The following is a 12,061-nucleotide window of genomic DNA, read 5'->3' on the forward strand; positions in this document are numbered from 1 at the left end:
CTCGACCGGCACCGCCTGTGTCGTTAGGGAGGATAGTCACCGCCGCCGGGCAGTTCTTTCCAGTGCCACAACCAGCCCACCCACACGAGCTGGAGAACGGCGCCGGTCACGACGAGTAGTGTCCGGTAGGCCTTGGACTCCGACACGTGGACCAGCGGCCCGGCCAACAAGGCCCACGGCAGCAGGAGTCGGAAAGTCGACGTCTGCGGGTGCAGCACCAGCAACAGGTACACCCCGTAGGCCGCGATCCACACTCTCGCGAAGAACGGCAGGGCCTCTTTCACCACCCTTGTTCGCAGCATGAGCACCACCGCGGCAACGAGGAGCACGGGTGCGACAACCCCCATGATCGGCCCGAAGAGGTTCACTCCCCGGTCCACCCACGGCAGGATCGGGATCACGCGGTTGTCCCCGCGCCAGGCCGTTTCGGTGTCGGTGTAGGCGGTGAACTCTCCTGTGACGGCCCAGGCAATGGCGGGCCAACTCAGCGCAGCCGCGCATGCGATCAGCGCCACCACGAGCCAACGGTCCGCACATTGGTACCACCTACGCTCCCGACGCCGCACACTCACCACACTGCGCCACAGCCACCACACGCCCAGGGCCGCGGCAAAGGCAACCCCGGTGGGACGGGTGAGCGCCATGAGCACGGTGAAAATCACTACCGGCAACGCCCTGCCCCGCAGCACCGCCAGGACGGCCAGGCTCAGAAACAGCAGATGCAGCCCTTCCGCGTACGGCGTCTGCAGCACCGGCGCCACCGGGTTGACGGCGAAAACCGCTACGGCCCACAGCGGTGCCTTGCCCACATTGTTCACCCAGCGCGGCTCGCGCAGGGCGGGAACGCCGTCGAAAATCTTGTAGAGCACGAGGGCCGCGCCGAAACCCGCGAGCAGCGAGACCGTGGCGGCCGTGAGCGCCCACCCGGTTCCCGTCAGAGCATCGATGCCGCGCACCAGCAGGGGGTGCACGGGGTAGAAGGCCCATTGATTTTGTTCCGCGTGCCCCAGGACATCGCGCGGGAGCTGAGCGGGGTACCCCTCCGTGAAGATCCGCCGGTACCAGTCGGAATCCCAGATGTCCACGAATTGCAGGTACCCCATCGCACCGTCTCCCCACGGACCGGGCCCCTGCTGACGGCCCACCACGGTGAACACGATCCAGCCCCACACGCGGGACAGCCCGTAGACCAGCGCCACGGCAAGCCACCACGGGGTGATGTCCCAGGCGCGCCGCAGGGAGGCCGTGCGGACGGTGGAAACGGAGGTGCTGCTCATGCGCCGGAGCTGTTCGATGCGGCGTGCGCCTCGACCAGAATGCTCACCGCCTGCTCCACGCTGTCCGTGACGTGGAACAGCTCAAGATCATCGGGAGCAATCTTCACGTCCGAGGCCACCGTCCGCTCGAGCCATGCAATCAACGGGGACCAAAAGGCCGTGCCCACGAGGATCACCGGGAAACGGGTGACCTTGCCCGTCTGCACCAGGGTGAGCGCCTCGAAGAGTTCGTCCAGTGTGCCGAAACCGCCGGGAAGCACCACGAACCCCTGCGTGTACTTCACGAACATGGTCTTGCGAGCAAAGAAGTACCGGAAGTTGATGCCCAGATCCACCCAGTCGTTGAGCCGCTGCTCGTGGGGCAGTTCGATTCCGATACCCACCGATGGGGCACCCACATCCACCGCGCCGCGGTTGGCGGCCTCCATGACACCGGGACCTCCCCCGGTCACCACGGCGTAACCGGCCCGGCCCAGAGCCCTGCCGATCTCCCGAGCCGTCCGGTACTCTGGATGCTCCGGCGGGGTGCGGGCCGAACCGAAGACGGAAATCGCGGGCCCCAGGGTGGCCAGTGCGTCGAAACCCTCCACGAACTCCGCCTGGATCCGCAGCACACGCCATGGATCCGTACGCGTGAAATCACCGGGTGCTTCCGGTCGCTGGTCCAATAACCGCTGGTCAGAGGTGCGCCGTGACATTTCCGAACGGCGAAGCACCACGGGGCCCTTGAACCGTTCGGGGGGAAGCTGGTCTGAGAAAGAATCCGGCGGAGTGGTCATGGTCCCAGGCTACGGGTTGAGTAGGACACGCACGGGCGCGCAGCACGGGGGGCTGATCGAAACCCAATTTTAACATTTGGTCTTGTGTTGAGGACCACATTTGGTCAATCCGTGCATTACTTTTACTTCCATGTCACACTCATCCGCTTCCACCGACACGGAGCCAGGCACCGGAGTCGGCGCCGCTACCGGAACCCGCGCCGGAGAGCCCTTGGTCCGCTTGTCACACGTGGACAAGCACTTCGGCGATCTCCACGTGCTCAAGGACATCAACCTGGAGGTCTCCGCCGGCGAGGTGGTCATGGTCATCGGGCCGTCCGGTTCCGGCAAGTCCACCCTGTGCCGTGCCATCAACCGACTGGAAACCATCGACAGCGGTGAAATCACCGTGGACGGTAAGGTCCTCCCGAAAGAGGGCCGCGCGCTCGCGAAACTTCGCGCGGACGTGGGCATGGTGTTCCAGTCCTTCAACTTGTTCGCGCATAAATCCGTGCTGCAGAACGTCACGCTCGGTCCCATGCGTGTTCGCGGGGCCAGCAAGAAAAAGGCCGAGGAACGGGCCTTGGAGCTCTTGAACCGGGTGGGTGTGGGCAACCAGGCGCATAAACTCCCCGCACAGCTATCCGGTGGTCAACAACAACGCGTGGCCATTGCCCGCGCACTGGCCATGGACCCCAAGGTCATGTTGTTCGACGAACCGACCTCCGCCCTGGACCCCGAGATGATCAACGAGGTCCTGGACACCATGGTCTCCCTCGCCAAGGCCGGCATGACCATGGTCGTGGTCACCCACGAAATGGGCTTTGCCCGCCGTGCGGCGGACCGCGTCGTGTTCATGGCGGACGGCGCGATCGTCGAAGAAAACACCCCGGAAGAATTTTTCACCCATCCGCGCAGCGACCGTGCCAAGGACTTCCTCGGCAAGGTTCTGGGCCACTGAGGTCCCAGCACCATTGATCACCGCGCAAGTCTCACTCATCATCTAAGGAGCACCCCGTGAAGTACGGAAAACCCATGACCCTCGCGGCCCTGGCCGCAGCCACCGCCCTGACCCTGACCGCGTGCGGCGGCAGTGACGACGGCGGCGGAGAATCCTCCGGCGGGGACGGCGGAGATTCGGTGCGCATCGGCATCAAATACGACCAGCCCGGCCTGGGCTTCAAGGACGGCGAGGAATACACCGGTTTCGACGTGGACGTAGCCAAGTACGTCGCCAAGGAACTGGGTTACTCCGAGGACCAGATCGAATGGGTCGAGTCCCCGTCCGCGAACCGCGAGAACATGCTCTCCAACGGCCAGGTCGACATGATCTTTGCGACCTACTCCATCACCGATAAGCGCAAGGAATCCGTGGGCTTCGCGGGACCGTACTTCGTGGCCGGTCAGGACCTGCTGGTCAGCCAGGACAACTCGGACATCCAGGGCCCGGAGGATCTCGAGGGAAAGAACCTCTGCTCGGTCACCGGTTCCACCTCCGCCCAGAAGATCAAGGACGAGTACGCGGGCACCGTGAACCTCGTGGAACAGGGTGGCTACGCGGACTGTGTCACCATGTTGGGCTCGGGCGGTGTTGACGCGGTGACCACCGATGACATCATCCTGGCCGGCTTGGCCGCCACGGACGCCAATTCCGGCAAGTTCAAGGTGGTCGGCAACCCGTTCACCGAGGAGAAGTACGGCGTGGGTATTTCCAAGGATTCGGACAAGTGCCAGGCCATCAACGATGCCATCACCAAGATGGTCGACGACGGCGCTTGGGAAGACGCCGTCACCAAGAACACGGAGGGCGCGGACTACAAGTACAACGAGGACTTGAACCCGCCCACTCCCGATGCCTGCGCCTGATTGATCAACTGACCCGCACCCGGTGGGATTCACCGCGAATCCCACCGGGTACACCGGGAGGAAAATGTGTCCGATTACCTCAGTGACTTCGCTTCACTGTTATCCCAGTACGACGTCCTGGGTGCTTTCTGGGTCAATATCCAACTGACCTTCTGGGCCGCGATCGGCTCCATGGTGCTGGGCAGCGTCCTGGCGCTCATGCGCATCAGCCCGGCGGCCTCCATGCGCGCCGTGGGTGCCGGCTATGTGACCCTGGTCCGCAACACTCCGCTGACCATCATCCTGGTGTTCCTGGTCCTGGGTGTGTGGTCGCAGTTGACCATCAGCTTCAGCGACGACTTCAACCGCAACTTCTTCATTTACGCGGTGATCGGTCTGAGCATCTACCACGCAGCGTTCGTGTGCGAGGCCATCCGATCCGGTGTGAACACCGTTCCCGCGGGCCAAGCGGAAGCGGCACGGGCCATTGGCCTGAGCTTCCTCCCGGCGGCTCGCCTGATCATTTTTCCGCAGGCCCTGCGCGGGGCCATCACGCCGTTGGGTAATACGTTGATCGCGTTGACCAAGAACACCACGGTGGCCGCGGCGGCATCCGTCACGGAAATCTCGGCCTTGATGAAGACCATGATCGAGTTCCGCCCGGACGTCATCATTGCGGTGTTCCTGACCGTGGCGCTGGGCTTTGTGATCATCGTGATTCCCGTGGGTCTGTTGACCACGTGGCTGTCCCAGAAGTTGGCGGTGAAGCGATGAGCACCTCGGTACTCTTTGACGTTCAGGGCCCCCGGGCCAAACGGATCACCATGATCCTCAATGTGGTGGCCGTGCTCGTGGTGGCTGCCCTGGTCTGGGTGGTGCTGCAGAAGCTGGGCGAGCAGGGCCAGTTGGAGCCGGCCAAGTGGACCGCATTGTTCACGGAACGCACGTGGAGCAACTTCCTGATCCCTGGCCTGGTGAGCACGCTCAAGGCAGCCGCCGTGGCCGTGGTGGGTTCCGTGATCTTCGGTCTCATCTTCGGTCTGGGGCGGCTGTCCAGCCTGTGGATCCTGCGCGCGGTTTCCACCGTGGTGGTGGAATTCTTCCGCGCGGTGCCCGTCCTGGTCATGATGATTTTCTTCTACCTGGGTCTGGCACGCACGGGTCTGGTCCAGCCCTCGGACACGCCGTTCTGGGCGGTGATCATCGGCCTGATCCTCTACAACGGTTCGGTCATTGCTGAGCTCGTCCGTTCCGGTGTGTACCAGCTTCCCAAGGGCCAGCGGGAAGCGGGCCTGGCCGTGGGACTCACCCCGTCCCAGGTGCTGCGCAACATTTTGCTGCCTCAGGCGCTGACGGCCATGCTGCCCTCTCTCGTGTCCCAGTTCGTGGTGATCCTCAAGGACACGGCGCTCGGGTACATCATCACCTACCCCGAGCTGCTCGCCTCGGCGCGCCGCTTGGGTTCCGGTGACGGCAACATCCTGCAGACCCTGTTGCTGGCGGCCGTGGTGTTCATGATCATCAACTCGGTGCTCACGTTCAGCGCGGGCAGACTCTCGCGGCTGCTCAGCTACCGCACCTCCGGCAAGACCAAACCCCTTCACGAGGCCGCGGAGGGTGGCACGACCGGCTGAGCCCACCAGGCGGCGTCGTCGTCGCGTCAAGCGATGACACCACGAAACGGTCCCGGAAGTCGTGTGCTCCCGGACCGTTTCGTTCGTCAAGGGCGGGAAGTAGCTAGGCCAGCCACTGCGCGAGCGCGCGGTAGCACTCGCGGACGGCGTCATCGAAGACATGCTCGTCGTCGGTGTGCGCGAGCAGGGCGTCGCCGGGACCGAAATTCACGGCGGGCACGCCGGCTTCGGAGAAGCGGGCCACGTCCGTCCAGCCGTACTTGGGCATTGGTTCCTGGCCCACGGCGGCCACGAACTGCGCCGCCGCGGGCCGGTCCAGGCCGGGCCGCGCGGCCGGAGACAAATCCTGGAAGTCCAGCTCGTAACCGTTGAAGACTTCCCGCACGTGCTCCTGCGCTTGCTGCAACGTCTTGTCCGGGGCAAAGCGGTAGTTGATGTCCACCCACGCGTTGTCCGGGATCACGTTGCCGGCAACTCCCCCGCCGATCCGGATCGCGTTGAGGCCCTCACGGTAGTCCAACCCCTCCACGGTGATGGTTCGGGGCTCGTACGCCGAAAGTCGCGCGAGGACATCGGCTTGCTTGTGGACGGCGTTCTCACCGATCCACGCGCGGCCCGAGTGCGCGGCCTTACCGGTCGTGGTGATGCGGAAACGCATGGTGCCGTTGCAGCCGCCCTCCACCGTGCCGTTGGTCGGTTCCAGCAGCACCGCGAAGTCCGCTTCGAGCAGCTCGGGGTTGTTGCGCATCAGGCGCCCCAGCCCGCTGACGTCGGAGGCGACTTCCTCGTGGTCGTAAAAGACAAAGGTGATGTCCCGGTTGGGTTCGGTCAACGCGTGGGCCAGGGCCAGCTGCACGGCCACCCCGCCCTTCATGTCGGTGGTGCCGCGGCCGTAGATGACAGCACGCCCGGATTCCCGACGCCGCACGGACGGTACCGTACCCAGCGAACCTTCCACGGTGGGCAGGGGCACGGTGTCCAGGTGCCCGGCCAGCACAACACGCTCGTCACGATCGAGGTTCGTGCGGGCCACGATGGAATCCCCGTCGCGGTGCACGTCCAGGTGCGGCAGTAAACGCAGAGCGGTTTCCACGGCGTCCGCGAGGGGGCCCTCGTGATCGGACACCGATTCCACGTCCACGAGGGCCGCGGTGAGATCCGCCGGGTCCAGGGAGAGGTCGAGTTCAACGGGTGCAGTGGTGGAGTCCATGCGGGCCAGCCTAGTCACCTTCACGTCACACGGTGACGGACATCCTAGGATGGTGCTCATGACTTCACCGAGCGAGAGCACCGCATCATCCCGCACAGCCTCCGGCGTAGGCCTGGCCACCGTGGTCGATTCCGGCCCCAAGGCCGGCACCGTCCTGGACGTCTTCTACCCGGCTCCCGCGCTGAGCCCCAACGCCGACACCTCCTTCGAGGCGGACCTGCGCGTGGCCGCGACCACCGATCCCGATCGCAACGTGCGTTCCGAGATCGTCACCACCGTGATCGATCTCGACGCCGCCCCGGCAGACACCGCCGATGCTTACCTTCGCCTGCACGTCCTGTCCCACCGTTTGGCCGAGCCCAACACCATTAACGTGGACGGCGTGTTCGGTCAGCTGGCCAACGTGGCCTGGACCAACCGGGGCCCGGTGCTGGCCGAGGAGCTGACCACCGCCCTGGTGCGCCTGCGCGCCGGCGGGCATGTGACCGTGTTCGGCGTGGACAAGTTCCCCCGCATGGTGGACTACGTGGTCCCCTCCGGTGTGCGCATCGGCGACGCGGACCGCGTGCGCCTGGGCGCTTACCTGGGCGAGGGCACCACGGTGATGCACGAGGGGTTCGTGAACTTCAACGCGGGCACGCTGGGCTCCGCAATGGTCGAGGGCCGGATTTCCGCCGGTGTCGTGGTCCACGACCACACCGATATCGGTGGCGGCGCTTCCATCATGGGTACCCTCTCCGGCGGCGGTAAGCAGCGCATCACTCTGGGGCAGCGCTGCCTCCTGGGTGCCAACGCCGGTGTGGGCATTTCCCTGGGCGACGATTGCGTGGTCGAGGCCGGCCTGTACGTCACGGCCGGCACGCGCGTGACCCTGTTGGAGGCCCGAGCCGAGTCCCGCGTGGTCAAGGCCTCGGAGCTGTCGGGAATCTCCAACCTGCTCTTCCGCCGGAACTCGACCAACGGTGCGGTTGAAGCACTGCCCCGTGAGGGCGGGGCCATCGAGCTCAACCCCGCACTGCACACCAACTAGGAATACCGCCTGAAGTCGCTGAGCCCGCGCACCTCCGATTAAGGTGCGCGGGCTCAGCGCTAGACTCGACACTTCAGCCGCCTACTCCGGGGAATCATGTCTTCCACGTCATCCGGTCGTCGCCGCCACGCCGCGCTTCACCTGTTTCTAATCATCCTGTTGATCTGCGCTGCGATTGCGGCTGCGTTGTACGTGGGTTTCAGCCTGGTCGCCGGTAAACCCACGGTCGGTGATCCGCGTTGCACCGTGGTTTCCGCCGAGGGTGCCAAATACACGTTCACCCCGGAGCAGACCCGCAACGCCTCGATTGTCTCCGCGGAGGCGCTGGCGCGCGACCTGGATCATCGAGCCTCCGTGATTGCCCTGGCCACCGCCCAGCAGGAATCGGAACTGGTCAACATCAACTACGGTGACCGGGACTCCGTGGGGCTCTTCCAGCAGCGGCCCTCGCAGGGGTGGGGCACCGTGGAAGAAATCATGGACCCCCACTACGCCACGGTGGCCTTCTACAACCATTTGGAGCACGTGGAGTACCACTCGATGTCCGTGACACAGGCAGCGCAGGCCGTGCAGCAGTCCGGTGTTCCGGACGGTTACGCCAAGCACGAGGCCAGCTCCGCGGCGTTGACGGACGCCTTCCACGGGACCCGACCGGCGCTGCTCAACTGCGTGCTGGACCCGGTGGACACATCGCCCTCGACTGCGGATGGCCCCGCTTCCCCCGCTGCGCGGGCAGACGAGGCCGTGGTCGGTTTGACACGGGACTACGGCGACACGCTGGGTGCCGTGCGAACGGACGGTGAGAGCGCCGTGGTCGAACCCGATGATTCCCCGGCCGGCTGGGCCGCCGCCCACTGGGCCGTGGCCAATGCCGAACGCCTGGGGATCACGCTCGTGAGCTACGACGGGCGGACCTGGGACCGTGACCGCCAGACATCCACGCGGTTCTCCGCCGTACCCGGGTGGGAATCCACGGCGGAGCTGACAGCGCAGGACCGGGCGGCACCGCCGTCCCCACAAGTGGTGATCAGCACCGCCACAAGCCAGGATCCAGTGTGAACCTGATTAGGCTGGTGCCCATGAAGATTCTTGTGACCGGTGGAACCGGCTATATCGGCTCGCACACTGTTCTGGCTCTGCTCGAGGCGGGCCACGGCGTGGTGGTGCTGGACAACCTTTCCAACTCGTCCAAGACCTCTCTGGAACGGGTTCAGGAGTTGGCCGGTCGCGAGATCACCGCGTTCGAAGAAGTCGATTTGCTGGACCGCTCGGGGCTCGACGACGTGTTCTCACGTCACCGCCCAGACGCCGTCATCCACTTTGCCGGCCTCAAGGCCGTGGGAGAGTCCAGTGAGAAGCCCCTGTGGTACTACACGAACAACGTCTCCGGCACCGTGAACCTGCTGTGGGCCATGGAGGAGAACGACTGCCGCACCATCGTGTTCTCGTCCTCGGCCACCGTGTACGGCGCACCCGAAACCATGCCGTTGACCGAGAAACAGACCATGGACGCGCAGAACCCGTACGGGCGCACCAAGGAACACATCGAGGACATGCTCGCGGACCTCGCCGCCTCCGATGACCGGTGGGCCGTAGCGTTGCTGCGATACTTCAACCCGGTGGGCGCCCACGAATCCGGCCGGATCGGCGAGGATCCCTCCGGCATCCCCAATAACCTGATGCCGTTCGTGGCGCAGGTTGCCGTGGGTCGCCGCGAGAAGCTCATGGTCTTCGGTGACGACTACCCCACCCCGGACGGCACCGGCGTGCGCGACTACATTCATGTGGTGGACCTGGCCGACGGTCACCTCAAGGCCCTGGACCGGATCAGCGAGGACCCCGGCGTTCACGTGTGGAACCTGGGTACCGGCCGCGGTTACTCCGTGCTCGAGGTCCGGGACGCGTTCCACAAGGCATCGGGCCGCGAGATCCCGTACGAGATCGCCCCTCGCCGCGCCGGCGACGCCGCCGTGTCCTACGCCGATCCCTCCGCCGCTCTCGCCGAGCTGGGCTGGTCCGGGGACCGCGACATGGACACCATGTGCCGCGATCACTGGAACTGGCAGAAAAACAATCCCCACGGGTACGACGGCTGATCTTTCCGCTTGCCCGCCCCGGGCGTAGCCTGGGGCCATGAGACCGCTCAGGTACTCCATCAACGTCACCCTTGATGGCTGCGTCGATCACCGTGAGGGGATAGCGGACGAGGAACTCCGCCGGCGCGCCGCCCAGAGCATTGCGCGCGCCGATGCCCTGATCTTCGGCAGGGTGACCTACCGCATGATGGAGGAGGCCTGGCGCCGGGATCCGACAACGGGCACCTGGCCCGAATGGCTGGAGCCGTGGATGGAACCGTTCGCGCAGACCATGGACTCGGCCAAGAAGTACGTGGTCTCGAGCACCCTGCAGAGCCTCGACTGGAATGCCGAGTTTCTGCGCGGTGATCCGGGTGAGGCCGTCCGAGCTCTCAAGGAAGAACCCGGCGAGGGACTGTACGTGGGCGGTGTGACGTTACCGCTTTACCTGGCCGATCGTGGATTGATCGACGAATACGAGTTCGTGGTGCACCCTCGCGTGGCCGGCCACGGACCCACGCTGTTCGCGGGATTGTCCAAACCCTTGGATCTCCGACTCATTGACCGCGTGGAATACGGTTCCGGTGCGGTCGCGCTGCGCTACGTGCCCCGGTAGAACCTTCGCGTGCGCCTCATGCGCCACGAGAACCCTTTTCCATCCCGCCAAGGGTCCTTACGACACCTCGGGTGTAGCCCACGGTCCCGGCGTCCCCTCACGCGCGGGCCGCCGCTCAAGGTGATACGGGCCGCCGTCGTGGCCCGGGCGCCGTCGTACCCCGCGCCGTAAGGCACGGTGCACAGCAGAACACCCCGCCACCGACCGAAGTCGGGGGCGGGGTGCTGTGCCGAGGCGTGAGGCTTACTGGGCGGTCGGGTAGTGACGCTCGCCCTCGCCCACGTAGAGCTGACGCGGGCGGCCGATCTTGGTCTCCGGGTCCTCGATCATCTCCCGCCACTGGGCGATCCAACCCGGCAGGCGGCCGATGGCGAAGAGCACGGTGAACATTTTCTCGGGGAAGCCCATGGCCTTGTAGATCAGCCCGGTGTAGAAGTCCACGTTCGGATAGAGCTTGCGCTCCACGAAGTAGTCGTCCGCGAGCGCCTTCTCCTCCATGCTCATCGCGAGGTCCAGCATCTCGTTGTTGCCGCCCAGCTTGGCCAGGACGTCATGGGCGTAGCCCTTGATGATCTTGGCGCGCGGGTCGTAGTTCTTGTAGACGCGGTGCCCGAAGCCCATGAGGCGCACGCCGTCTTCCTTGTTCTTGACCTTTTCCATGAACTCGTCCGCGGACAGGCCGCGGTTCTGGATCTGATCGAGCATGTGCAGCACGGACTCGTTGGCGCCACCGTGCAGCGGGCCGTAGAGCGCGTTGATGCCGGCGGAGACGGAAGCGAACATGTTGGCGTGGGAGGAGCCCACCAGGCGCACGGTGGAGGTGGAGCAATTCTGCTCGTGGTCCGCGTGCAACATGAGCAGGATGTCCAGGGTCTTGGCGACCACCGGGTCCACCTCGTACTCCTCGGCGGGCACCCCGAAGCACATGCGCAGGAAGTTCTCCGCGTAGTTCAGCTTGTTCTGGGGGTAGAGCTGTGGCTCGCCCACGGACTTCTTGAACGCGTACGCGGCCAGGGTGGGGACCTTGGCGAGCAGGCGGATGGTGGAGATCTCCACCTGTTCCTTGTCGAACGGGTCCAGGGAGTCCGAGTAGAACGTGGACAGCGCGGACACGGCCGAGGACAGCACGGGCATGGGGTGCGCGGAGCGTGGGAAGCCGTTGAAGAACATCTTGATGTCTTCGTGCACCATGGTGTGCGTGGTGATGCGGTGCGCGAAGTCCTCGTACTGCTCACGCGTGGGCAGCTCACCGTAGATCAGCAGGTAGGTGGTCTCCACAAAGTTGGAGTGCTCAGCCAGTTCCTCGATGGGGTAGCCGCGGTAACGGAGAATGCCGTTGTCACCGTCGATGTAGGTCACGTGGGACTTGGTGTTGGCCGTATTCATGAATCCGGGATCGTAGGTCACGTTGCCGGTTTCCTTGAGCAACGATCCCAGGCCGTAGCCCTGGTTGCCTTCGGTGACCTTCAGGACGGGCAGCTCCATAGCCTTGCCGTCCCGATAGTTCAGTTCAACCTTCTGGGCGTTCTTCTTGGCCTCTGCCATGGTGTTGTCCTCCACGGTTTGCTTGGGGTGCCCCGCCAGCGGTTCGCGGTCCCGTTCACGGCAACAACTGC

Annotated in this window: 12 protein-coding genes; 8 read left to right on the plus strand and 4 right to left on the minus strand. The window is 65.0% G+C overall.

What is annotated here, in order from left to right:
• Positions 1-23 precede the first annotated feature (23 nt).
• Together ABEA06_RS12390 and ABEA06_RS12395 are read right to left on the minus strand one after the other, a co-directional pair.
• A complete protein-coding gene (locus ABEA06_RS12390; protein WP_345311664.1) occupies positions 24-1,277 on the minus strand; it encodes a hypothetical protein in 1,254 nt (417 codons plus the stop codon).
• On the minus strand, positions 1,274-2,056 hold the full coding sequence (locus ABEA06_RS12395) for an LOG family protein (RefSeq protein WP_345311665.1): 783 nt from the start codon (positions 2,054-2,056) through the stop codon (positions 1,274-1,276). Before ABEA06_RS12395 ends, ABEA06_RS12390 begins: the two co-directional genes overlap by 4 nt.
• 130 nt (positions 2,057-2,186) lie before the next feature.
• On the opposite strand from ABEA06_RS12395, the gene ABEA06_RS12400 reads away from it, so the two are divergent.
• From ABEA06_RS12400 to ABEA06_RS12415, 4 genes are all read left to right on the plus strand, one after another.
• A complete protein-coding gene (locus tag ABEA06_RS12400) occupies positions 2,187-2,996 on the plus strand; it encodes an amino acid ABC transporter ATP-binding protein (protein ID WP_303382493.1) in 810 nt (269 codons plus the stop codon).
• 74 nt (positions 2,997-3,070) lie between these two features.
• Positions 3,071-3,901, plus strand: a complete 831-nt coding sequence (locus ABEA06_RS12405; RefSeq protein WP_303382495.1) for a glutamate ABC transporter substrate-binding protein — start codon at positions 3,071-3,073, stop codon at positions 3,899-3,901.
• 66 nt (positions 3,902-3,967) lie between these two features.
• Positions 3,968-4,654, plus strand: a complete 687-nt coding sequence (locus ABEA06_RS12410) for an amino acid ABC transporter permease (RefSeq protein WP_303382492.1) — start codon at positions 3,968-3,970, stop codon at positions 4,652-4,654.
• Complete coding sequence (locus ABEA06_RS12415) at positions 4,651-5,514, plus strand: amino acid ABC transporter permease (RefSeq protein WP_345311666.1); 864 nt, start codon at positions 4,651-4,653, stop codon at positions 5,512-5,514. Before ABEA06_RS12410 ends, ABEA06_RS12415 begins: the two co-directional genes overlap by 4 nt.
• A 103-nt stretch (positions 5,515-5,617) precedes the next feature.
• Here ABEA06_RS12415 and dapE read toward each other — a convergent pair whose 3' ends face one another.
• On the minus strand, positions 5,618-6,724 hold the full coding sequence (gene dapE / locus ABEA06_RS12420) for a succinyl-diaminopimelate desuccinylase (RefSeq protein ID WP_345311667.1): 1,107 nt from the start codon (positions 6,722-6,724) through the stop codon (positions 5,618-5,620).
• Between the two features lie 58 nt (positions 6,725-6,782).
• On the opposite strand from dapE, the gene dapD reads away from it, so the two are divergent.
• The 4 genes from dapD (at position 6,783) to ABEA06_RS12440 (ending at position 10,445) form a co-directional block, all read left to right on the plus strand.
• Positions 6,783-7,754 (plus strand): 2,3,4,5-tetrahydropyridine-2,6-dicarboxylate N-succinyltransferase, encoded by a 972-nt coding sequence (gene dapD / locus ABEA06_RS12425; RefSeq protein WP_345311668.1) that lies wholly within the window; start codon positions 6,783-6,785, stop codon positions 7,752-7,754.
• 96 nt (positions 7,755-7,850) lie between these two features.
• Positions 7,851-8,813, plus strand: a complete 963-nt coding sequence (locus ABEA06_RS12430) for a hypothetical protein (protein ID WP_345311669.1) — start codon at positions 7,851-7,853, stop codon at positions 8,811-8,813.
• Positions 8,814-8,833: 20 nt separating this feature from the next.
• Positions 8,834-9,850, plus strand: a complete 1,017-nt coding sequence (gene galE, locus ABEA06_RS12435; RefSeq protein WP_345311670.1) for a UDP-glucose 4-epimerase GalE — start codon at positions 8,834-8,836, stop codon at positions 9,848-9,850.
• Positions 9,851-9,887: 37 nt separating this feature from the next.
• Positions 9,888-10,445: a dihydrofolate reductase family protein gene (locus tag ABEA06_RS12440; protein ID WP_345311671.1), complete on the plus strand. Its 558-nt coding sequence runs from the start codon at positions 9,888-9,890 to the stop codon at positions 10,443-10,445.
• A gap of 243 nt (positions 10,446-10,688) precedes the next feature.
• On the opposite strand, the gene ABEA06_RS12445 is transcribed toward ABEA06_RS12440, so the two are convergent.
• Positions 10,689-11,990, minus strand: coding sequence for a citrate synthase (locus ABEA06_RS12445; RefSeq protein WP_303382485.1), 1,302 nt, complete (start codon positions 11,988-11,990; stop codon positions 10,689-10,691).
• Positions 11,991-12,061 lie beyond the last annotated feature (71 nt).

This window comes from Kocuria gwangalliensis, assembly GCF_039544365.1.
Classification (GTDB): domain Bacteria; phylum Actinomycetota; class Actinomycetes; order Actinomycetales; family Micrococcaceae; genus Kocuria; species Kocuria gwangalliensis.

Excerpts from the sequence above, each read along its gene's own strand:
- ABEA06_RS12395 (WP_345311665.1), bottom strand. The coding sequence starts at position 2,056 with ATGACCACTCCGCCGGATTCTTTCTCAGACCAGCTTCCCCCCGAACGG.
- ABEA06_RS12390 (WP_345311664.1), bottom strand. The coding sequence starts at position 1,277 with ATGAGCAGCACCTCCGTTTCCACCGTCCGCACGGCCTCCCTGCGGCGC.
- ABEA06_RS12440 (WP_345311671.1), top strand. The coding sequence starts at position 9,888 with ATGAGACCGCTCAGGTACTCCATCAACGTCACCCTTGATGGCTGCGTC.
- ABEA06_RS12405 (WP_303382495.1), top strand. The coding sequence starts at position 3,071 with ATGACCCTCGCGGCCCTGGCCGCAGCCACCGCCCTGACCCTGACCGCG.
- dapD (WP_345311668.1), top strand. The coding sequence starts at position 6,783 with ATGACTTCACCGAGCGAGAGCACCGCATCATCCCGCACAGCCTCCGGC.
- dapE (WP_345311667.1), bottom strand. The coding sequence starts at position 6,724 with ATGGACTCCACCACTGCACCCGTTGAACTCGACCTCTCCCTGGACCCG.
- ABEA06_RS12430 (WP_345311669.1), top strand. The coding sequence starts at position 7,851 with ATGTCTTCCACGTCATCCGGTCGTCGCCGCCACGCCGCGCTTCACCTG.
- ABEA06_RS12415 (WP_345311666.1), top strand. The coding sequence starts at position 4,651 with ATGAGCACCTCGGTACTCTTTGACGTTCAGGGCCCCCGGGCCAAACGG.
- ABEA06_RS12400 (WP_303382493.1), top strand. The coding sequence starts at position 2,187 with ATGTCACACTCATCCGCTTCCACCGACACGGAGCCAGGCACCGGAGTC.
- galE (WP_345311670.1), top strand. The coding sequence starts at position 8,834 with ATGAAGATTCTTGTGACCGGTGGAACCGGCTATATCGGCTCGCACACT.
- ABEA06_RS12445 (WP_303382485.1), bottom strand. The coding sequence starts at position 11,990 with ATGGCAGAGGCCAAGAAGAACGCCCAGAAGGTTGAACTGAACTATCGG.